16 protein-coding genes, 1 other RNA gene and 4 pseudogenes are annotated in these 20522 nt (G+C 63.7%); 13 read left to right on the top strand and 8 right to left on the bottom strand.

Translation table 11 applies throughout. The annotated features are described in order from the left end of the window. The 3 genes from C8J30_RS18895 to C8J30_RS13255 all read left to right on the top strand — a co-directional run. The coding region (locus tag C8J30_RS18895; RefSeq protein WP_220033728.1) for a hypothetical protein at positions 1–298 on the top strand (298 nt) is incomplete at its 5' end. A 10-nt stretch (positions 299–308) separates the two neighbouring features. Next, positions 309–758: a hypothetical protein gene (locus C8J30_RS13260; RefSeq protein WP_146227911.1), complete on the top strand. Its 450-nt coding sequence runs from the start codon at positions 309–311 to the stop codon at positions 756–758. A 153-nt stretch (positions 759–911) separates the two neighbouring features. After that, complete coding sequence (locus C8J30_RS13255; RefSeq protein WP_220033727.1) at positions 912–1427, top strand: toll/interleukin-1 receptor domain-containing protein; 516 nt, start codon at positions 912–914, stop codon at positions 1425–1427. Positions 1428–1672: 245 nt separating this feature from the next. Here the strand turns inward: C8J30_RS13255 and C8J30_RS13250 are convergent. The 5 genes and pseudogenes from C8J30_RS13250 to C8J30_RS19475 all read right to left on the bottom strand — a co-directional run bounded on the left by C8J30_RS13250 (position 1673) and on the right by C8J30_RS19475 (position 5665). Continuing rightward, positions 1673–3126 (bottom strand): annotated as a pseudogene (locus C8J30_RS13250) (IS1182 family transposase). Positions 3127–3399: 273 nt separating this feature from the next. Further along, positions 3400–3774, bottom strand: coding sequence for a hypothetical protein (locus C8J30_RS13245; protein ID WP_110806320.1), 375 nt, complete (start codon positions 3772–3774; stop codon positions 3400–3402). 174 nt (positions 3775–3948) lie between these two features. Beyond that, positions 3949–4551 (bottom strand): DUF6634 family protein, encoded by a 603-nt coding sequence (locus tag C8J30_RS13240; protein WP_110806319.1) that lies wholly within the window; start codon positions 4549–4551, stop codon positions 3949–3951. Continuing rightward, positions 4548–5225, bottom strand: a complete 678-nt coding sequence (locus tag C8J30_RS13235; RefSeq protein WP_110806318.1) for a hypothetical protein — start codon at positions 5223–5225, stop codon at positions 4548–4550. Before C8J30_RS13235 ends, C8J30_RS13240 begins: the two co-directional genes overlap by 4 nt. Continuing rightward, entirely contained in the window at positions 5225–5665 is a 441-nt protein-coding gene (locus tag C8J30_RS19475; RefSeq protein ID WP_449421198.1) for a hypothetical protein, read from the bottom strand. Before C8J30_RS19475 ends, C8J30_RS13235 begins: the two co-directional genes overlap by 1 nt. Before the next feature lie 72 nt (positions 5666–5737). On the opposite strand from C8J30_RS19475, the gene C8J30_RS13225 reads away from it, so the two are divergent. Both C8J30_RS13225 and C8J30_RS13220 read left to right on the top strand, forming a co-directional pair. Further along, positions 5738–6028: a hypothetical protein gene (locus C8J30_RS13225; protein ID WP_110806332.1), complete on the top strand. Its 291-nt coding sequence runs from the start codon at positions 5738–5740 to the stop codon at positions 6026–6028. Then, on the top strand, positions 6028–6360 hold the full coding sequence (locus C8J30_RS13220) for a type II toxin-antitoxin system RelE/ParE family toxin (RefSeq protein WP_110806316.1): 333 nt from the start codon (positions 6028–6030) through the stop codon (positions 6358–6360). The genes C8J30_RS13225 and C8J30_RS13220 overlap by 1 nt, the downstream gene beginning before the upstream one ends. A gap of 638 nt (positions 6361–6998) precedes the next feature. On the opposite strand, the pseudogene C8J30_RS13215 reads toward C8J30_RS13220, so the two are convergent. Then, positions 6999–8050, bottom strand: a pseudogene (locus tag C8J30_RS13215) (IS5 family transposase). Between the two features lie 177 nt (positions 8051–8227). Here C8J30_RS13215 and C8J30_RS13210 point away from each other — a divergent pair. Continuing rightward, positions 8228–9109, top strand: a pseudogene (locus tag C8J30_RS13210) (IS110 family transposase); the annotation flags it as partial. Between the two features lie 134 nt (positions 9110–9243). On the opposite strand, the gene C8J30_RS19385 reads toward C8J30_RS13210, so the two are convergent. Next, the gene (locus tag C8J30_RS19385) at positions 9244–9888 is read right to left on the bottom strand and encodes an IS110 family transposase (RefSeq protein WP_394341938.1); all 645 of its coding nucleotides are present in this window, start codon (positions 9886–9888) and stop codon (positions 9244–9246) included. Positions 9889–10257: 369 nt separating this feature from the next. Here C8J30_RS19385 and C8J30_RS19470 point away from each other — a divergent pair. Continuing rightward, positions 10258–10422 (top strand): annotated as a pseudogene (locus tag C8J30_RS19470) (IS110 family transposase); the annotation flags it as partial. A gap of 610 nt (positions 10423–11032) precedes the next feature. On the opposite strand, the gene C8J30_RS13195 reads toward C8J30_RS19470, so the two are convergent. Next, complete coding sequence (locus C8J30_RS13195; protein ID WP_181420874.1) at positions 11033–15415, bottom strand: beta strand repeat-containing protein; 4383 nt, start codon at positions 15413–15415, stop codon at positions 11033–11035. 315 nt (positions 15416–15730) lie between these two features. Between C8J30_RS13195 and C8J30_RS13190 the strand changes: the two genes are divergently transcribed. The 6 genes from C8J30_RS13190 (at position 15731) to fumC (ending at position 20509) form a co-directional block, all read left to right on the top strand. Further along, a complete protein-coding gene (locus tag C8J30_RS13190; protein ID WP_110806314.1) occupies positions 15731–17011 on the top strand; it encodes a hemolysin family protein in 1281 nt (426 codons plus the stop codon). Positions 17012–17034: 23 nt separating this feature from the next. After that, positions 17035–17389, top strand: a transfer-messenger RNA (tmRNA) gene (gene ssrA, locus C8J30_RS13185). Between the two features lie 76 nt (positions 17390–17465). Beyond that, positions 17466–17891 (top strand): nuclear transport factor 2 family protein, encoded by a 426-nt coding sequence (locus C8J30_RS13180; RefSeq protein WP_110806313.1) that lies wholly within the window; start codon positions 17466–17468, stop codon positions 17889–17891. A 78-nt stretch (positions 17892–17969) separates the two neighbouring features. Next, positions 17970–18431 (top strand): SspB family protein, encoded by a 462-nt coding sequence (locus C8J30_RS13175; RefSeq protein WP_110806312.1) that lies wholly within the window; start codon positions 17970–17972, stop codon positions 18429–18431. Between the two features lie 10 nt (positions 18432–18441). Beyond that, entirely contained in the window at positions 18442–19029 is a 588-nt protein-coding gene (locus C8J30_RS13170; protein ID WP_110806311.1) for a hypothetical protein, read from the top strand. A gap of 85 nt (positions 19030–19114) precedes the next feature. Continuing rightward, positions 19115–20509: a class II fumarate hydratase gene (gene fumC / locus C8J30_RS13165; RefSeq protein WP_110806310.1), complete on the top strand. Its 1395-nt coding sequence runs from the start codon at positions 19115–19117 to the stop codon at positions 20507–20509. The last annotated feature ends 13 nt before the right edge of the window (positions 20510–20522 follow it).

Genomic DNA, 20522 nt, shown 5'->3' with positions numbered 1-20522 from the left:
GACGGCATTCGAAACTGGGCTATCTCAGCCCCATGGAGTTCGAGGCCCGCGCTATGCTAGCTTAACCAGCTGTCCACGAAACCGGCAGCAGGCCATCGACCCAGATCTCATCGTCGAAGCGATTGATACCGCGATCGCAGAGCAGGTCTGGAGCCGGGCACGAGCGCGGCTAGGGGCTACCGAATTCGAGTTTGACCGGCGGCGCCATGAGTTCGAAGAGCGGATCGTCCCCTATCCGGTGATCATGCAGACGATTGTCGACCGGCTCACGCGCGGCGATGACTACATTAAGGCCTAGGAGGATTAGCTTGAACACGCCCATACCGTTGAACCAAGAGTCGCTCGTGCAGATGCGGGTCGCGCATCTGGGCATGATCCAGTCGATAATCGCGCGCCTGTCGGGCTTCAGCGCCAATGCGAAGACGTTCTGCATTACCATCCTAGCTGCGTTAGTCGCCGTCGCTTTCCAAAAGCCGGTGCCCGAGCTGATCTGGGCCGGCGTCGCAGTGCCATTGGTCTTCGCATCGCTCGATGCCTATTATCTTGCCTTGGAAAAACAGTTCCGCGACATGTATGCTGTCGTCAGCGGCAGAGCTATCGACCAAGCAGCGGACCTCGCGATCGCACCGAAGAAGCTAAAATCGAAAGAAGTTGCTGCGGCATTTTTCAGCCCGTCTGTCATCGGTGTGCATCTTCCGCTTCTTCTAGGCATGTGCTTGCTACTCTATCTAGCGGGCAAGTTGGCAGCGGCCGATTGACGATGGTGAAAGAGCCGCCGCTTCTTGGGTGAGCAGTCAGCGCAGCGGTTAAGCGGGCGGCGCTGAGCAGCCGAACGGGTCAGGGCCTAGCAGCGGCCCGCCTTCTCAGGGGCCGGGAGCGGAGTAGGGTGCCGCAGACGTTGGGAGGTAGCTTTGATTAATCAGTCATCAATCCGCGCATACGCCGAAAGGGCCGGAATTCGCAAGTCTGACCAAGTTGTAAACGAGGCGATTCAAGCTGGAAAGCAGACCGCGTTCCTTTCTCACAGTCACAAGGATGCAGAGCTGGCCAAGGGTCTGCAAGGGTATCTCCAAGCGCAAGGATGGATGGTCTACATCGATTGGGAGGATACGTCGATGCCCCCCAAACCAAATCGCGAAACGGCGCAGAAAATCAAAGATCGGATCAATCTCTTAAGTTGGTTCATCTTTCTTGCGACCGCAAACTCCACCTCCAGTCGCTGGTGCCCTTGGGAGATCGGCTACGCAGATGGCGTGAAGCAAATTGACAAGATTGTGGTGGTTCCGACGCGCGACAGCGCAGGTAACAGTCATGGCAATGAGTATATTGACTTGTACAGGCACGTTAGTACCGCCGAAGGAGGTGGCGTCGGGCTATTCCGCCCAACGGACAAGCGGGGCGTACTCCTCGAAAGTGTAGCGCTCTGACTGATCAAGGCGACGACACATCTAAAGGTAAGCTTAAACAGCCGCCGCTTACCGTCCGTCGACCCCGCGACGAACTCCGGCTTCCCGCCGAGGCTGTGTAAAAACTCAGATTTTGGCACCAAGTCGCAGGCGCTCGCCCCCGTTCAGGCGGTTTTCAGCACTAATTTCTCCGAACCGCTGTTTTGGGGGCCTTTCGGGCTCAAAAGGCGCCATTCTCGGGCTCGAGATCGCCGATTTTCCCGCGATCACCTTTGGATCGCAGCCGTCAACCCCGGCATGCCCAGCAAGGAGATCATTCTCTTGATGTTGTAGGCCAGCACGTTCAACGCCATTTCCGTGCCCACCCCTTGAAACCGCTTGGTCAGGAAATGGCATGGCCCGGTCCAGGCTTTGATCGTTCCGAACGGATGCTCGACGGTTGACCTTCGCACCCGCATCGGCGCGTCGGCGCTGCGTCGGCGCGCATCCGATGCCTCGACCAGATGTTCGTGCTCCCACCGCGAAACCCGTCGTTCAGAGCCCGTCGTGCAACGGCGTTTGATCTCGCAGCGTGGGCACCCGCCGCGCCAATAGCGTCGCATCTGCAGCCCCTGCTGCTCGGTGGTCGTGCGATAGGGCAAGGCCTGCCCGGCTGGGCATCGATAGACATCGGCATCGGGCTCGTAGGCGAAGTCCGCCTTGACGAAATGCCCTTTCAATCTTGCGCCGGAGGTGTCCGACCGCGGCACCGTCGCGATGATCTGCGCCTGGTGGCAGGCAAGGATTTCCCGCCCGCTGAAATACCCCTTGTCGGCGAGAATATGCAGGTCATCGCGCTTCAGCACGGCCTTTGCGCGCATGGCCATTGCGGCCAGAAGATCCCGATCATGGCCCTGGTTCGTCACCTCATGGGTCACGATAAGATGCGTCTCGGCGTCAACAACGGTCTGCACATTATAGCCGACGTGACCGCTGTGCTGCGCGCGCGTTGCCATTTTCTTGCGATCGGGGCCCGGGCATCTGGGTCGGTCAGCGAAATCTGCCCGTCCGGCGCATCGTCCAGCGCCTTTTCCATCGCCAGCAAACGGTCGATCTGCTGACGAATGCCGTGATATCGCCCCTTCAGATGGGCCGCCCGCTCGGCCCGCGCCGCGCCGGTTTCCTGACGGTCGATCCGGTCAGCCTCCTCGATGTAACGGCCGACCTCGGTTTCCAGATGCGCCAAACGGCTGGCGATCTTCGCCTTGGTGAAGTTCCGATCCCGGTTGTTCACCGCTTTGAATTTACTGCCATCCACGGCAACGCAGTCGCCTTTCAATACGCCGACCCGGCGGCACAGCTCGACAAAATGGGCGCAGGTGTTGCGAATGGCCATGCCGTTCAGGCGACGGAACTCCGCAATGGTCTTGTGATCTGGGACCAGGCGACCGGTCAGCCACATCACTTCGACATTGCGCCCGGCCTCGCGTTCCAGGCGGCGGCTGGACGGGATCCGGTTCAGATAGCCATAGATGAACAGCTTGAGCAGCACCGCCGGATGGTACCCGGGCCGCCCGGTTCGCGCCGCGGCGTGGCGCAGGAAGCCGAGGGAAGCCAGATCAAGCTGCTCGACGAACAGGTCGACGACGCGGACGAGATGGTCCTCGCCGATCCAATCCTCCAGCCGCTCAGGGAAAAGCGTTGTCTGGTCGCGGTTCAGACCTTCGATGAAACCTGACATGCCGAGCCTCCCAAACTCGAGGAAGTATAGCAGATTCAGGGGGTTTTGACACAGCCTCCGCCCTTCACGTCGGCGCCGAGAGCTATGCTGTGCAAGACACGAATGTCTCAGACGACAGACTAACTTTGACCGCCTCTCACGGAGACTCGCGCAATCGGCGCCTTACCCGCCGTGGATGCCCGCCGTGGATGCCCGCCGTGGATGCCCGCCGTGGATGCCCGCCGTGGATCTGAATGCTTCGAATGAAATTCGACCGCATGACCGCTTGGGTCGTCAAGCCCCTTCCGTGTCGCCGATTCCAAAACCAAACAGATCACCGAGCGCCGCCTCGGCCAAGCCTCCCTTTCCCTTTGCCTTGCGCACCTGCTTGCGCGTCGGAACAACGCAACCCTTGGGCTTTTCGGCGGACGCCAGGGGCAGTACCGCCGCAGCGTCATCAGGAGTGGCTGCGTCAAGTTCGAGGAGAGCCGCCAAGGCGGCCGCAAACGCCGGATCGGTGCGCAATTTGCGCGCACACCCACGCAGGATCGGGTCATGCTCGCGTGGCACGATCACGCGGGCTTCGTGCAGTCCGCGCGCTTCACGAGAGGCGCGTTCGCGCGCACGATGCGCCGCGCGCACGGGGTTCTTGAGGGATTTCCTGGCCATTTCGGGTGTCTCGCAGATCGGGAGTGATTACCTGCAACACCAGTTTCGCGCAGAAATGCCCTCGCGCAAGTTGGAGCCGTTTGATTTCGACTCACTGTCCACAATTTTCGGACATCAAACGCTCGAAGCGATCTGTTTAGCCGCAGAAGCAATATCTACGCGGCACTTGGCAGATCAAAGCCAAGACTGATCGGTCCATAACGTGTCCACGCAGAGAATCAGATCGCGCGGGATTCCGTGGCGGTGAATGTAATCGAGCACCTCGTGCGGATCGGCCGGAGCCCCGAGGGAATACCAACGCGTCATCGTGCGCGCCCACGTCAGACCGAGATCGAGACCGCACAAGCGAGAGGTGTGGCTCACCGGCCCCCGGCAAACCGGATGACCCTCCGGCCGCCCTACAAGAATTGCCCCACCAAAACGGGTGTCCCGCACGCCGATCCACGCGTGCATGATGGGCGCCGAGATCAGATCGGTCGCGGTCGGCCCCACCTCGGCCAGAGCGGTTGCGACACGCTGCGCCTCGCGCAGCGCGCGGTTCGCGACGCCTTGCCGAAATTGATACCAGTCATGCGCATAGACGCCCTCCGCAGGGGTCGTTTTGCCGTTCATCCAGCGCTCGAATTCCGCGCGGAGAGCTTCGGGTACATCAGAGAGGCGGACTGTCGGCGGGCCGCTCCCCCGCACAATGGGCAAAACAAGCGACATCAACTCCCCCGCGCGGCGCGCCTCTGGCGTGTCCGCGGCTTGCCAACTGTACGCGGCCACGGACATCATGCGCGCTCGCTCATGCCGTCCAGAGCGGCCAGATCGATGATCGCTGCGCCGCGCCGGTCGTCGTCGCCATTCGAGAAGAATTCCGCCATTTCCATCCAATCCTCCTCGGTCGCGCCTTTCGACCGCGCCGGGGGCGGCAACGCCATCGGACAGCCGCTGACAAGCGAGCAAGCCCGCGAGAGGAGATCCCGATCGTCGATTTCGAGCGCGACTTCGAGAGCCGACCGGGTCGCCACGATGCCGTTGCCGCGGTCAATCACAAGGTAACTCGACACCGCGCGGTAGATCGCCTCCCGGCACGGGTCGTCTGCGCCTTTGAACGAGAGCGTGCCGTGAAGCTGCTCGAGGCCGAGGTCGGTGAACTCGACGCAATCGAGCTCGCGCCCCGCGAGATCTCCGGCAAGCACGAAGAAGCGGGCGGGGCGCAACAGACCCGCGCCGCGCAGCATCAGTCCGTGCTCGAAACTGGTCGCGCCGTTCAGGTGCAGTTCGACCAAGCCGCGCCAGATCGGATTGTCGAGATACCGCGAGACCCGTTTGCGCGCGAGCGCGCTGAAGCCCGGTTCGCGTGCGATGCGCGCGTCGAACGCCTGCCGCGCAGCGATCTCGGCTTCGACGAGAAAGGTGACCGGTTCGAGGTCGAGGTCGTCTATGTCCTGCATTTTGCCCTCCATTATCTAAATTTTAGATAATCTACTTTCCGCATTAACGCCAGCCCCAAAATGCAGGGCGGAGCGAGATGCCGAGAACGATCCACACCGAAGGTCAGCGGGCGCTTTGCGAGGCGATTGCCGCCGCCCGCCGCGAGAGAGGGCTCACCCAGGCCGATCTCGCCCGCGAGCTTCATTGCCAGCAATCGCTGATCGCGCGCATCGAATCCGGCGAACGGCGGATTGATGTGCTGGAGTTCATCAAGATTTTCCGCGCGCTTGGCGTGTTTCCGGCGGAGGCGCTTCGGCGTGTGGGCGAGCAGATTCCTGCGGATCAAGGCATCTGAAGTCGGCGCCCCCGAAATCGCAGAACGCCGTTTGCCGCGACCCGGAGCTTTGACAGCGAGCCCGGCGGCGGAAGCGACTTCAACGATCATCGGCTGATCCAGGACGATCTCGATCAAGCCTTGGCAAGATTGCCGAGAACATCGCAATGCGATAGGGTGCTCCAACAGACTACCGTCGCGGAGACTGCAATGGGTGTTCACAAGCAAAGCGTCAGCTTTACCGACCAAGCCTTCGCCTTTGCGCGGGAACTAGTGGAGGCCGGCGAATATCCGAACATCAGCGCGGCGGTTTCCGGCGAACTGGCTCGCGCACGCGCGGCGCGAGAGAAAGAGCGCAAACTCTTCGAAGTGGAGGTGCAGCGCCGTCTGAGCTTGCCGCTCGAGGCGTGGGAGCCTTTGGCAGATTCCGCTGACTTCACCCGCGACGCGCGAAACCACCTGCTCTCCATCTTGCCAGCCGGCAGCGGCAACAATCGCTGATGCAGCTGATACGCCACCCCTTGGTCGGGCGCGATCTGCGCGCTCTGGCGGAGCATATCTACGCAACCACGCAAGGCGATCTGCGCGCGGCGACGCGTCGGCTCGATGAAGTCGATGCGCTCGTTGCCGACATCGTCGCCAATCCGCTGTCGGGAATGCGCCTGGATGGACCGCTTGCTGGTTGGCTTGTGCGCCACGGTGGTCGAGGCCACAGGATCACGATCGTTTTCAAAGCCGATCTTGAAACGCGCCGTCTCTATATCGCGCTGGTCGCGTTTGGTGGGCAAGATTGGACCACCCTGGGCCTCGAACGCAAGACCTTCGAAGATTAGAGGCGCCTCACGCTCCCCTTTCGAATTTCGAAGCCGGAATGCTGGGCCTCAAGGGCTTGTCGGCGAGGTTTTCCTGAATGAGCGTAACCGGGAAGCCGCGATTTCAAAGGGGAAAACCATCGCTTGCTTTGCGTCTTGCGGAACGCGACGAAGGGTGTAGGGTCTGCCCTGTGCTACAGTGTAGCACATAACTGTATCACAGGCGATTTTCTCGGAGATTTTTTCCTTTTATTTCCAATGCCTTGCGGAATCTGCGAATTTGGCTCCAAGCCCTACCGCCGGAGCCAAAATTCCTGATAAATCAGGAACGTGCAAAGACCCCTCGCGGGCTTTTTGCTTTTCTGGCTTCTTGGGTAACAACTGGGGTAACAGAACGGCCCGAAGTGATGCCTGCGGCCCGCTACGCTCTTTTTATAGCCGGAAGCATCGCCGACCCCGTTCAATCGCAGATTTGACAGGCGTCGTACCCTGCCGCTGGGCAAGTGGCATCGCGGCACTGAGGACGACTTAGCCACCCCAACACCCTTGCTTGTGGGGTGGTTCGTCGGGTCGCATGAAGCAGGGCCAGCAGGGTGGTTTCAGGCGGCGTTGTTGCGCAACTCATGCCTGAGGCATGATGGCCCCTTTCCCCTTCGACGTCAGGCTACTCGGACGATCTCAGCGGTGCCGAGCGTATTGAAACGGTTTATGAGGGCAACTCGGACCTGAATTTCGGCGGTTTGTCGGTCCGGGTTTCTTGCGGCGATGCGCTCGCCGAAGGCCTTGAGGCAGCGCATTTTCGCCTCGATCGGGCTTCGAACGTGGCATCCCGTTCAGCGCTTCCAAAATGCTCGGCCGTAGTGCCGGGTGGCGCGCAGGGTTTCGTTGCGGGGCGAGACAGTGTCCGCCATCGGTCCAAGGACAATGTCGAACGCGGCCGGGCAGTCTTCTTTCCAAGCTCGCCCATTCTTGCGGATCGGGATGATCGGAATGGCCAGCCGGTCGATGAGGACGCTGTGGCAGCGGCGGGTGTCGCAGGCCCTGTCGGCGGTTGCCGTGCCGATGGCTTCGCCTTCAGGGATCCGGGCGAGCAGCACCTGCAGAACCGGGCTGTCGCCATCGCTGCTGGGGTGAGTTCGACGGCCCGGATGTCGGGCGTTGGCCCCTGTCCATCGCCAGATGCACCTTGCGCCATTGGCGTCTGCCCTGAACACCATGTTTGCGGGCCTGCCATTCGCCATCGCGAAGAAACTTGATCCCCTTCGCCACGGGCCTTGGACCAGTGGCGGCTCCATGGGCTCAGTGTCAACGAGCAGGTTCAGCGGCCCATCGGCGCGACGGTAGGGGATCTGGACCTGCAGGGTTCGAGGGGCTTACGCGGCGCCGAGGGGCGCCACGGTCCCCTCTCACTCTGACGCCGACACAAGGTCGTGCAATCCGGTACGGCCCAGTCCAGCCCCGCCAACTTCAGCAGGCTGGCCACCATCCCGGTCGTTCGTCGAAGCGGCAGCTTGAACAGGACCTTGATGCTCAGACAGAACTGGATCGCGGCATCCGAGAACACGGCGGGGCGACCGGGCTTGACGCCACGCGGAGCCTCCCGGGCCATGTCTTTGTCCAGCCAGATCAGCAACGACCCGCCCTTGCGAAGCGAGGCGGTATAGCTGGACCAGTTCGTCGTTCGGTAGCGCGGGCGGGTCGGCTGGCTCATCCTGCCGTCTAACTGCATGGATTCGGGATGTGAGTCCTGCACGGTCAGAGTTCTGCAACCGCGCCGACTCAATGAGATGCCGTAACGGGGCCTGCGTCACGACCCGCCCGTTACTGTTGTAAGATCGAGGGCAAGCTGGCGCCATTCCCGGATCGGATCCTGAAGGAGGGCTGCGGGATGAAGCTGTTTGTCGGGCTGGATGTGTCGCTGGAGAAGACCGCGATCTGCATGATCAGCGAGCATGGGAAGATCATGAAGGAGGCGCAGGTGGCCAGCGAGCCGGAGGCGCTGTTGCGGTGGCTTTGCAGGCAGGACGGCACAATTGCCGCCGTCGGGCTTGAGGCTGGACCGTTGTCGCAGTGGTTGCATCGCGGGTTGTCCGAAGCTGGACAGCCTGTCGTTCTCATGGAAACCCGGCAGGTGAAAGGCGCGCTGAAGGCGATGCCGATCAAGACGGATCGTCGGGATGCCGAAGGTATCGCGCGGCTCTTGCACCTCGGCTGGTTCCGGCCGGTTCACTGCAAATCGGTGTCTGCGCAAGAGGTTCGTGCCGTGCTTGGTGACAGAAAAGCCGTGCAACAAGGGTTCATTACCCTGGAAATGTCTCTGCGCGGGCTGTTGCGGAACTTCGGCCTCAAAGTTGGGGCCATATCTCGAGGCCGGTTTGAGAATCGTATCCGCGAACTGTCGGCGGGCAACCCGATGCTGGAGGCTGCAACCGAACCCATGTTGCGCGCGCGCTCGGCGCTGCGTCAGGAGCTTGCGGGTCTTGAGCGCCATGTCCGCCAACTCTCCCAAGCGGATCCGGTCTGTCGGCGTCTGATGACGATGCCAGGGATCGGTGCGGTGGTCGCGCTGACCTACCGATCTGCGGTCGATGATCCTGCCCGGTTCACCTCGTCAAAGAAAGTCGGGCCTTGGGTCGGCCTGACGCCTTCGCGCAACCAGTCGGGCGAGCGCGACGTTTCGGGCGGGATCACCAAAGCGGGTGACGTCAACCTTCGACGCGCGCTGTGCCAGGCGGCAACGGTGATGATGTATGAGGAGGGTCAGAAAACAGTCCGGTGGCGACTGTATTCCGCTTCATGTCCTCATTTGGAATTCCGTCTCGGTCTTGATCATTGCGTTGAGGATCGTCAGCAGCTTGTGTGCCGTTGCGGTGAGTACGAGTTTGATGGGTTTTCCTGCGGCAGTCATTCGGGTCCGGAAGGCGCGGAAGATTTCGGCGTGGCGCGAAGCGTGCAGGGTCGCGATGTAGAGCATGCTGCGCACATTGGCCCTGCCGCCTCGAATGCAACGCTTGGCCAGCGAAGCTTGCCGCTGTCCTGCGCGATGGGGGCTAGGCCCGCCAACGCCGCGATGCGTCTGCGACACAGGCCTCCGAGCTCCGGCAGCTCCGCGATCAGCGTGGCCGCCACGATGGGGCCGACACCGGGGACGCTTTGCATGCGACGAGAGACCTCGGTCAGCTTCGGATCGCGGGCGATCAGCGCCATGATGCGGGCGTCGAAGTCGCGGATGTGCCGCCCGAGGATCGTGACCATGGCGCGGATATCGGCCCTCGCCACCGGATCGGCCGTTTGGGCAAGGCGGGTCATCTCCTCCTTGCGCGCCTCGACCAGCTGTCTGCGGCGCGTTGCAAGCGCCTGTAATTGTGCGCGGATCTCGGGTGTGGCGGCCGTCCGGGGCGGCTGCATGCGACGTCCGAACTCCGCCAGCATGCGGGCATCCACACGATCCGTCTTGGCCAGAAGCCCCGATGCGCGGGCGAAGTCGCGCGCTTGCCGGGGATTGAGACGCGAGAAGGGCACATTCGCCGCTTCCAGCGCCTCGCGCAACGCCCGGTCATCATGACCGCCCGTCGCCTCGAAGACGACCCAGTGCCCTTCGCGCTGGCATAGCGAACGAAGGTGCGGATCGTCGAGGCGGCATTGTCGATCTGGGAGACTCCGCGCTGCGGGGGAAACACGTCAAGCCGATCCTTGGAAACGTCGACGCCGAGATAGAGTTGGTGCATCATGGTCCTTGTCCTGTTCTGCGGGGCCCTGGATCGGCCCCAAGCAACTGTGCAGGATGACATCGAAGATGCGGGCGGCTCCCAAGCCCCTGGACGGGGTCAAAAGCCACCAGGATTGTTCCGGGATGCCGCTCGCAGACCAAATGATAACCGACTGCGCGTAGACAGGACTGTTTTTCCGACGATTGGCGGGCGAGCCTCGTGGCTGAGAACATGGGGCGCCAAGCTCGCCCGCCGCCGTGGTGCCAAGCGGGCGATGGTCGCTTTGGCCAGACGCATCGCAGTGATCCTGCACCGGATGTGGGTCGATGACGCCGACTTCAGAGTCAATGTTCAGGCGCCCGATGTGGCCTGAAACTCGGAGTTCCAAGCGGTCGTCGGCCTGATTGCAGGCCCTCGAGGTCCCCCAGGGACGCGGTTCCGGTGATGCCGTGGTCAGGACTGATGCCGACCCGGTCGAGCACGCCAATGAGATGGGCACACCGGAATTGCATTGAACCAGCATCATGTTGGCGGCCAACGCGCCGACCACGGACCGAAGCATGCACCCGGGGTAATCTCAAAAGAAGAGGGTCGAACAGAACGGCTGCTGAGACAAAGAGGGAAACCCCGTTTCCGCGGGCGGCGGCGCATGCGCAAAACAGCTTGACTGAGGTGGCCCCGTTACCGAAGTCTGGAGCCTGCGGACCGCGATAGCGCAGCAGGTACCAATGAAGTCAAATTGCTACTATTGCGCCAGCATTTGTCGGCTTGGTCCAAATGGGATGAAACGATCGTTCAGGCCGTGGGTCCGGTCCGGGCGAGCCCGGATGCGCGGGCAGGGGGGATTGCTCCGGGTTTTTGCCGCCTGACGCGCAAGGACGGGCGCCGCCGCAAAGGGAGCGGCGCGCGCGTCACCGCGGGTCTGAGGGCGCGACCGGGCGCAGTGCCGGTCGCGCGGTTGTCAGGGCGAGGCCGCCTGCGCGTCACAGATAGAAGTTGCCCGCCGACAGCGTCAGCGTGCCAGCCAGTTCGATCACCAGATCCGCCGTGCCGTCGCCATCGGTGTCGCCCTGAACATAGGTCATTCCGCCGCTTTGGCTGACGCGCAACTCGCCCGCCGTGCCGGTGAAGGCCGCCGTGCCGAGGAAGCTGAAGGACTGGTTGCCGCTGTCGCGCGCATCGGCGTCGACGTCGGAAAGATCCAGCCGGTCCTGCGCGATGTTGAAGTTCAGGACCCGGTCGGCGGCGCCGCTTGCCGAGTCCGCGACCGCGGTGAACTGGAAGACGTCGGAACTTGCGTCGGCCCCCGCATCCAGCGTGTCCTGCCCCAACCCGCCAAGGAGCGTGTCGGCTCCGGCATCGCCCGACAGCGTGTTGTCGCCCGCAGTGCCGGTCAGCGCGTTGTTCAGCGCATTGCCGGTGCCGCGGCTGGCCGTGCCGGAGAGGGTCAGGTTCTCGACATAGGCGCCCAGCGTGTAGCTGACCGAGCTGATCACGGTGTCATGATAGCCGTAGGGATCGATCTCGATGACGACATCGGTGCTGCGATCGACCTCGTAGGTGTCGCTGCCCTCGCCCCCCACCATCGTGTCGCTGCCGCTGCCGCCCATCAACGTGTCATCGCCGTCAGAGGCCGAAAGCGAGTCATTCCCCGCGCCGCCCTCGAAGCGGAAGTCGGTGTAGGTGCCCGAACTGTTGTTCCACAGGATCACGTCGTTGCGGTCGGTGGCGATGATCCACTCGACATTGCTCAGATGATCGGTGCCCTCGCCGGTGACCACCCCGGTCGACAGATCGGCGCGGATGCCTGCCGTGGTGAGCGCGGCATAGGTGACGAGGTCGAAATAGCTGCCACCGTCGATCGTGTCGTCGCCGACGCCGCCAAGGATCGTGTCATAGCCGTAATCGCCGAAGATCGAGTCATTGCCCGCCCCGCCGGTCAGCAGGTCATCGTCAGAGCCGCCGTCGAGCTGGTCATCCCCCGCGCCGCCGTCGATCGTGTCATTGTCGTCGCCGCCGCTCAGCGTGTCGTTGCCGCCATTGCCCAGAAGGATGTTCGCGGCGTAACCGCCCGCGAGGCTGTCGGCCCGGTTCGTGGCGGCGATATTCTCGATCCCGTTCAGGGTGAGGATCGAGACCCCGGCGGTGAAGCTTGCGTCGCCCCAGGTGGTGAGCGCGCCGCTGACCCCGGTCGTCAGATCGGTGAAATCGACCCAGTCGATGCCGTCGCCGCCCGAGAGCACATCGCTGCCCAACCCGCCGCGCAGCGTGTCATCGCCCGCATTGCCCGCCAGCGTGTCATTGCCCGCCAGACCGATCAGCAGATCCGACCCGGCGCCACTGATCAGCACGTTGTCGGCGGCGTTGCCCGTGCCGGTGACGCCCGCGGTGGTGGTGAGGGTCAGGTTCTCGACATCGACATCGGCGAGCGTGTAGCCCGCCGCGGCGATGACCGTATCATTGCCCTCGGCCGCGTTTTCACGGACCTGGTCGCCACTGACATCGACGTAGAACAGATCGTCGCCCGCGCCGCCGCTCAGCACGTCGATCCCGGCGCCGCCATCGAGCGTGTCATTTCCGCCCGCGCCCGACAGCGTGTCGCGCTGCGCGCCGCCCTCGATCCATTCCGCCACATCCGAGCCGGTGATGCTGTCGGCAAAGCCGGTGGCCACGATATGCTCGAACCCCGACAGGACGTCGCGGCCGGTGGCGGTGCCGGTCATCGTGCCTGCAAGCGCGCCGCTGATCGCCGCCGTGGCCGCCGAATAATCCACAAGGTCGACGTAATGCGTCGAGCCGTAATCCCCGCCGCCCGCCAGCGTATCGTTGCCCGCGCCGCCGATCAGCGTGTCATCGCCGTAAGCCGCGGTGAGCAGGTCATTGCCCTCGCCGCCGTCGAGCCGGTTGTCGGTGATGTAATAGCTGCTCTCGGTGAGGGTATCGGCGAAGCGCGATCCGATCACCGCCTCGATGCTGCTCAGATAGTCGATGCCCTCGGCGCCGTTCGCGGAGCGCACGGTATCGCCCCAGCTCGACAGGGTTGCCGTCAGCCCCGAGGTCGCGGCAGAGTAATCGACCGTGTCGAAGCCGCCATAGCCATTCAGCGTGTCATCGCCCCCAAGGCCGATCAGCACGTTGTCCTGCGTGTCGCCGAAGATGCTGTCGGCATAGGCCGATCCGATGACATTCTCGAAATCGACAAGCCTCAGCACGTCGCCGCCGCCGGGCAGGGTCGCCGCGCCACTGTTGAGCGAGACGGTCACGGCCGTCTCGTTGCGGAACGAGACGAAATCGCTGCCGAAGCCACCGATCAGCGTGTCGGCGCCGCCCATCCCCTCGATCACGTTGTTGCCGCTGTTGCCGGTGATGCGATTGGCCAGCGCATTGCCGGTGCCGTTGATGTTGTCCGACCCGAGCAGCACGAGGTTTTCGACATTCGCGGTCATCGTGCGGTCGAGCGTGAAACTGACCGTTGTTTCGACCGTGTCGGTGCCGCCGCCCGTGGCTTCGATGATCCGGTCGCCGCTGGTGTCGACGCGGTAGATGTCGTCGCCGCTGCCGCCCGAAAGCGTGTCGATCCCGGCGCCGCCGTCCAGCGTGTCATTGCCGCCCCCGCCCGACAGCGAGTCGTCCGAGGCGAGCCCGCCCACGGTGATCGTCTGGGTGTTGGTGACGGTGGTGCCATCGGCATCGTTCAGCACCAGCCGGGTTTCGACGACATTGGTGCCGGTGGTGTCGAGCCCGGGGAGGGTGACCGAATATTGCCAGCCGAACGGGGTCTGGGTGAACTGATCGGGGGTCAGCGTCGCGACAAGCGTGCCATTGAGCCAGACCTCGAGCCCGGCGATGTCTTCGGTCGAGACCTGCGAGCCAAGCAGCCCGGCATTCAGCGAGGCGGGGTCGGTCACGTCGATCGCCGAGCTGTTCAGCACCCCGTCATCGAGCAGGTCGAGAACGTCGTAGTAGCTTCCCGCCGCCTCGAAGCCGAGCGCGCGGATCTGCGCGTTGATCCCCGCGGGATCGCCGAGCCGTTCCAGCATCGTGCTGTAATCATTGCCGTTCGGTTCGCCGTCCGAGAGGAAGAACACCTGGTTGCTGCCATCGGGGGCGGCGTTGAAGAAGGTGATCGCGGATTGCAGCCCGGCGTCGTAATAGGTGCTGCCATCATGATCGAGCGCGCGCGCGGCGTCGATGATATCGGCCACGCCATTGCCATTCGCATCCGAGACGGGCGAGCCGGTGGCGGCAATCGCGCTCGTGTTGTCAAAGGGGATCAGCGCGATGTTGACGCGATCGGACAGGCCAAGCGCGGCAATCGTCTCGACCAGTTGCGCGAAGGCGGCAATGGCCGCGTCGAGCCGGGCGTTGGCGACGCCGTCGCCGTTCTGATCGCCGACATCCGTGCCGGTGAAGGCCCAGCCCATGCTGTCCGAGACATCGAGCACGAAGGCAAGGTTGATGACATTGCCGCCTGCCGCATTGTTGATCGTGCCGGTGAGCGTGGTGGTACCGCCGGGGGCGGCTTCGGGCAGGCCCGAGGTGAGGGTGATGCGCCGGTCCGGATTGCTGGGCGCGGGGGTCGAGGCGGTGAGGAACGCCTCGGTGCCGCCCGCGTCGCCGACCAGAAGGTCATCGCCCTCGCCGGCGACCAGCGTGTCATTGCCATTGCCGCCGCTCAGCGTGTCGTCGCCGGCAAGGCCGCTCAGCGAATCCGCGCCGCCGCCGCCCCGGATCAGGTTGTCGCCGCCATTGCCGGTGCCGCGAAAGGCGCCGTCGCCAGTGAAGGTCACCGCCTCGACATTGCGCCCGAGCGTGTAGCTCGACAGCGTGGTTTCCACCCGGTCAAAGCCGCCGTTGCGGAGTTCGGTGACGCTGTCGGCGGTGCTGTTGACGCGGTAAAGATCGTCTCCCGCGCCGCCGATCATGCTGTCGTTGCCCGCGCCGCCATCAAGCGTGTCATGCCCCGCGCCGCCAAACAGCGCGTCATTGCCGCCAAGTCCCGACAGCAGGTCCGCACCGTCGAAGCCGCTCAGCCGATCCGCCGAAGCGGTGCCGGTCAAGCGGTCATTGCCCGCCATCACCCCGGCCAGATCGTCATCGGCGAGCAGCGCCTGAAACCGGTCGACATCGAGCGCGAGGCTCGTCATGTCGAATTGCGCCACGCCGCCGTCGCGCAGCGAGATCCCGGTCACTGTGCCGCCGGTCACTTCGCCATCGGTGAGGGTGAACACGCCGGAGACGGTCAGAACCCGCGTGCCGAAGGTCATCGTGATCAGGGTCTCGGTCGCGCTGGAGCTGCCAAGCAGGAAATCGCCCGGATGCAGGGTCGACAGGTCGAAGACACGGCGAAACAACAGATTTGCCATTTGATCACTCCTTGAAATCTTTGAATCTTGCGAATGGATGAGAAGGGCAGGGGCCATGCGATGGCGTGAAGATGTCCGACGCCGCCGCGAATCGTCAACCCTGCGCGGTACGGTCCCGCCTCGCCGCAAAGCCGCGGATCATTGCGCAAAGTGGCGCCGCGCGAAGAAACGCGCAGATTGCGCTTGTGTCGTCGCGGTCCGATCCCTACCTGAGGGACATGTTCTGCGATGCCTGTCCTTGCCCCCGATCCCGGCCCGCCCGGGCCCGCGCCGCCGTTTCGCACCTTGTCCTGATCCGAAATCCCGGACCTTCCCATGTTTCTTGAAATCGCCATCGTCCTGCTGCTGACCCTCGTCAACGGCGTGCTTGCCATGTCCGAACTGGCCATCGTCTCGTCGCGCACGGCGCGGCTGAAAGTGCTGGCAAGCCGGGGCAGCCGCGGCGCCCGCATCGCGATGAAACTGGCCGAGGAGCCGGGGCGGTTCCTGTCCTCGGTGCAGATCGGCATCACCGCCGTGGGGGTGCTCTCGGGCGCCTTCTCGGGGGCGACGCTTGGCACGCGGCTGTCGGGCTGGCTGGCCGCGCAGGGGCTCTCGGTCAGTCTTGCCGAGACGCTGGGCGTCGGCGGGGTGGTGGTGGCGATCACCTATGCCTCGCTCGTCTTTGGCGAGCTGGTGCCGAAACAGATCGCGCTGCGCCGTCCCGAAGCGGTGGCCGTGCGCATCGCGCCGCTTCTGCAGCTGATCGCGATCGTCGCCGCGCCGGTGGTCTGGCTGCTCGATATCTCGGGGCGGGTGGTGCTGTTCGTGCTCGGCCAATCCGGTTCGACCGAAAGCAACATGACCGACGAGGAGGTCAAGATGGTGCTGGCCGAGGCGCAGACGGCCGGGGTGATGGAGGCCGCCGAGACCGAGATGATCGCCGGGGTGATGCGCATCGCCGACCGCACGGCGAAAGGGCTGATGACGCCGCGCCACGAGGTCGAGCTGGTCGAGATCACCGACAGCCCCGCCGCGATCGTCAAGCGCTTCCGCGAGACCGGCCATTCGCGGCTGCCGGTGCGCGACGGCGGCGCGGATGAAATCGTCGGCGTGCTCTCGGCGCATGATTTCCTCGATCACCGGCCGCGCGGCGAGGCGGCGGATCTGCGCGCGCTGATCCTTCCGGCGCCGGTGGTGCTCGATGGGATGTCGGCGCTCGATGTGGTCGAGACCTTGCGCACCTCGCCCGCGCATATCGTGCTCGTCTTCGACGAATACGGCCATTTCGAGGGTATCGTGACGCCGATGGATCTGCTCGAGGCGATCACCGGCGATTTCCACGATGCGGGCGAGCCCGAGGAGCCTAAGATGGTCACCCGTGCCGATGGTTCGGTGCTGGTGGCGGGCTGGATGCCGGCCGACGAATTTGCCGATGCCTTCGGGATCACCCTGCGCGACGGGCGCGATTATCAGACCGTTGCTGGGCTGGTGCTGGACGAAACCGGCCAGCTGCCCGAGGTCGGAACCGTCTTCACGCTCCATGGTCTGCGCATCGAGATCCTCGATCTCGACGGGCGGCGGATCGACAAGCTTCTGGTCAGCCGTCCTGCCTGAAAAGGGCAGGGGACGGGGCGGGGCCCCTTGCGCAGCCCGGCGTTGACGCCTATCTTTGTCCTTGTCGGGGGCAACCCCGACTATGGGCATAAACGCGCACGGAATAAGCGGATCGGACCCGGGGGCGGTACCCGGCGGCTCCACCAAAACTCCCTCGTTGGGGGCGAATGGGGCCGAAACAGGATCGACGAACGTCTAAAGGTGATTGCTTTGTCCCGGTGAGCTACCACCGTTATCGGTGCAAATGTACAGTTGCCAACGACAACCGTGCTCCGATGGCTCTGGCTGCGTAAGCAGTTCGAGGTATCGAAACCTAAGTCCTTACGCTTAGCCGCTTAAGGCGGGGCTCGCAGGTGCCTGGCAACAGAAACCTGCACTTTCCCCTGCCTGTTTAACCACGTCGCAATCTCTGCACGTCAAGGTTGTGATCTGGTGCCGTAAAGGGGGCAGGTCCATGACCAAGATTGATCGACTTGAAGACTGGTATCGCACGGTCTGGCTGTGCGGCGATCTGCGCGCCATCGGCAATTTCTTCCCGCCCGAGGCGACCGAAACCGGGCTGTTGCCCGGCCATTCGCTGCGCCCGGCGGATTTCGCCGAACTCGTGCCGATGCTGATGCGGCTCGTCACCGAGCCGCGCTTCCGGATCGTGCAGCATTTCGAATCCGGCGATTGGCTCTGGGCGCTGGTCCATATCGAGGCGCGCTCGGCTCGCGATCTGCGACCCGTCGACATCACCTCGCAGGTGGCGGTCCGGTTTCAGGGCAACAAATTCGTCGAAGCCTACAACCATGTCGACATGCTGGGATTCTTCGGCCAGATCGGCGCTTTGCCCGCCGAAGTCATGGCATTGTGCCTGATGGGGGAACAACTGGGCTGAGCCGGCGGGAACTTGCCGCCTTCCCCCTTTCCTTGCTCGACGAATCCCCTATGCTGGGCCGAAAGGAAAGGCGGCCAGATGACCCGTTCGATCGACTACGGCACCCTGATGCACCGCGCGATGCGCGGGCTGATCCAGACCGTTCTGACCGAGGTGGCCGAGCATGGCCTGCCCGGTGCGCATCATTTCTTCATCACCTTCGACACCCGCGCGCCGAAGGTGGAGATGGCGGACTGGCTGAAGTCCCGCTACCCGGAAGAAATGACCATCGTGATCCAGCACTGGTTCGACAATCTTGTCGTCACCGACGAGGGCTTCTCGATCACGCTGAACTTCGGCAACCAGCCCGAGCCGCTGGTGATCCCCTTCGACGCCGTGCACACTTTCGTCGATCCCTCGGTCGAATTCGGCCTGCGCTTCGAATCGCAGGAAAGCGACGAGGAGGACGAGGACGAAGACGACGAGGAGGAACCGGACGACGAGCCGGAAAAACCCCGGACCGAAGCCGAAGTGGTCAGTCTCGACAAATTCCGCAAATGAGACCCGAGTGATGTTCAATTTTCTCAAACCGAAAGTCACCACCACCGTCACCGCGCATCTTCCGACCTGCCTGCTCAAGGACGATCGCGCCCTGCGCTATGACGAGCCCGTGCAGAAGATGCTGACCGCCGAAGGGTTTGGCAGCGTCGTCAGCGCCAGTTCCGCTGTCAATGCCGAAGGGCGGGGCACGTCCTCGCAGATCGTGATGAGCCTGACCGGGCTCGACGCGAAGAAGATGGACCGGCTGGTGGCGCATTTCGACAGCCTCGGCTCGCCGAAGGGCTCGTGGTTCACCGATGCCGAGGGCAAGGAACTCCGCCGTTTCGGCACCACCGAGGTGGTGATCATGGAGCTTGACCCCGCCGTTCTGCCCGCGGGCCAGACCGCGGGGCAGGTCGCCGCGAAGCTGATGGGCCCGATCGAGGAGCGCGTCAGCTCCGCCGGGCGGCTGCAGGGCACCGGAACCTATCCGACTGCGGTCGAGCTGTACTTCCACTGCCGTTCGCCCCGCATCGTCGAGACCGCGCTGGCCGAACTGCTGGCGAACCATCCGCTCTGCCGCAACGCCCGCGTCTACCGGATGTCCGTCGACGCCTGAGGGCGGTATACTTTCGCATACCGATTGCAAAAACTGTCCCGCCGTCCTATGACGCGCGGGACATTTCGCATCACGGAGGCCCACGATGACCGCGACCAGAACGGAAACCGACAGCTTCGGCCCGCTCGAAGTTCCCGCCGACAAATATTGGGGCGCGCAGACGCAGCGCTCGATCCTGAATTTCCCGATCGGCTGGGAAAAGCAACCGAAGCCGATCATCCGCGCGCTGGGCGTGATCAAGAAGGCCGCCGCGCTGGTGAACAAGGCGCAGGGCGACATGGAACCCGCGATCGCCGAGGCCATCGCCGCCGCCGCGACCGAGGTGATCGAGGGCAAGTTTGACGACAACTTCCCGCTGGTCGTCTGGCAGACCGGCTCGGGTACGCAGTCGAACATGAACGCGAACGAGGTGATCTCGAACCGCGCCATCGAAATGCTCGGCGGCGTGATGGGCTCGAAAAAGCCCGTGCACCCGAATGACCATGTGAACATGGGGCAGTCGTCGAACGACACCTTCCCGACCGCGATGCACGTGGCGATCGCGATGCAGGCGCGCGACGTGCTGATCCCCGGCCTTGAGAAACTGTCGAAAGCGCTTTGGGCGAAGTCGGAGGAGTTCAAGGATATCATCAAGATCGGCCGCACCCATACGCAGGATGCGACGCCCTTGACGCTGGGTCAGGAATTCTCGGGCTATGCGACGCAGGTCGATCGCGGCATCGAACGGGTGAAACTGGCGCTGCCGCATATCTACGAACTGGCCCAAGGCGGCACCGCCGTCGGCACCGGTCTGAACACCCGCGTCGGCTGGGATACCCGCATCGCCGCGCAGATCGCCGAGATCACCGGGCTGCCCTTCGTCACCGCGCCGAACAAGTTCGAGGCGCTCGCCGCCCATGACGCGATGGTGTTCTTCTCGGGCGCGCTGAAGACCGTGGCCGCCTCGCTCTTCAAGATCGCCAACGACATGCGCCTGCTCGGCTCGGGTCCGCGCTCGGGTCTGGGCGAGCTGATCCTGCCGGAAAACGAACCGGGCAGCTCGATCATGCCGGGCAAGGTGAACCCGACGCAGGCGGAAGCGCTGACGATGGTCTGCGCCCATGTCATGGGCAACGACGCCGCCATCGGCTTCGCGGGCTCGCAGGGGCATTTCGAACTCAACGTCTACAACCCGATGATGAGCTACAACGTGCTGCAATCGATGCAGCTTCTGGGCGACTCGGCTTCGGCTTTCACCGACAACATGGTGGTGGGCACGCAGGCGAACACGGCCCGCATCGACAAGCTGATGAAGGAAAGCCTGATGCTGGTGACGGCGCTGGCGCCGACCATCGGCTATGACGCGGCGACCAAGGTCGCGAAGACCGCGCACAAGAACGGCACGACGCTGCGCGAGGAAGCGATCGCGCTCGGCTATGTCGATGGCGAGACCTTCGACCGCGTCGTGCGTCCGGAAGACATGATCAGCCCGAAAGGCTGAGGCGAAAAGGCGG

This window comes from Rhodobacter viridis (assembly GCF_003217355.1).
GTDB classification, from domain to species: Bacteria; Pseudomonadota; Alphaproteobacteria; order Rhodobacterales; family Rhodobacteraceae; genus Rhodobacter; species Rhodobacter viridis.
Note: the sequence above shows the minus strand (reverse complement) of the source record. Positions and strands in the feature narration are given on the sequence as shown.

Excerpts from the sequence above, each read along its gene's own strand:
- C8J30_RS13195 (WP_181420874.1), bottom strand. The coding sequence starts at position 15,415 with ATGGCAAATCTGTTGTTTCGCCGTGTCTTCGACCTGTCGACCCTGCAT.
- C8J30_RS13225 (WP_110806332.1), top strand. The coding sequence starts at position 5,738 with ATGGGTGTTCACAAGCAAAGCGTCAGCTTTACCGACCAAGCCTTCGCC.
- C8J30_RS13170 (WP_110806311.1), top strand. The coding sequence starts at position 18,442 with ATGTTCAATTTTCTCAAACCGAAAGTCACCACCACCGTCACCGCGCAT.
- C8J30_RS13190 (WP_110806314.1), top strand. The coding sequence starts at position 15,731 with ATGTTTCTTGAAATCGCCATCGTCCTGCTGCTGACCCTCGTCAACGGC.
- C8J30_RS13240 (WP_110806319.1), bottom strand. The coding sequence starts at position 4,551 with ATGATGTCCGTGGCCGCGTACAGTTGGCAAGCCGCGGACACGCCAGAG.
- C8J30_RS13175 (WP_110806312.1), top strand. The coding sequence starts at position 17,970 with ATGACCCGTTCGATCGACTACGGCACCCTGATGCACCGCGCGATGCGC.
- C8J30_RS13180 (WP_110806313.1), top strand. The coding sequence starts at position 17,466 with ATGACCAAGATTGATCGACTTGAAGACTGGTATCGCACGGTCTGGCTG.
- C8J30_RS13245 (WP_110806320.1), bottom strand. The coding sequence starts at position 3,774 with ATGGCCAGGAAATCCCTCAAGAACCCCGTGCGCGCGGCGCATCGTGCG.
- C8J30_RS13235 (WP_110806318.1), bottom strand. The coding sequence starts at position 5,225 with ATGGAGGGCAAAATGCAGGACATAGACGACCTCGACCTCGAACCGGTC.
- C8J30_RS13220 (WP_110806316.1), top strand. The coding sequence starts at position 6,028 with ATGCAGCTGATACGCCACCCCTTGGTCGGGCGCGATCTGCGCGCTCTG.
- fumC (WP_110806310.1), top strand. The coding sequence starts at position 19,115 with ATGACCGCGACCAGAACGGAAACCGACAGCTTCGGCCCGCTCGAAGTT.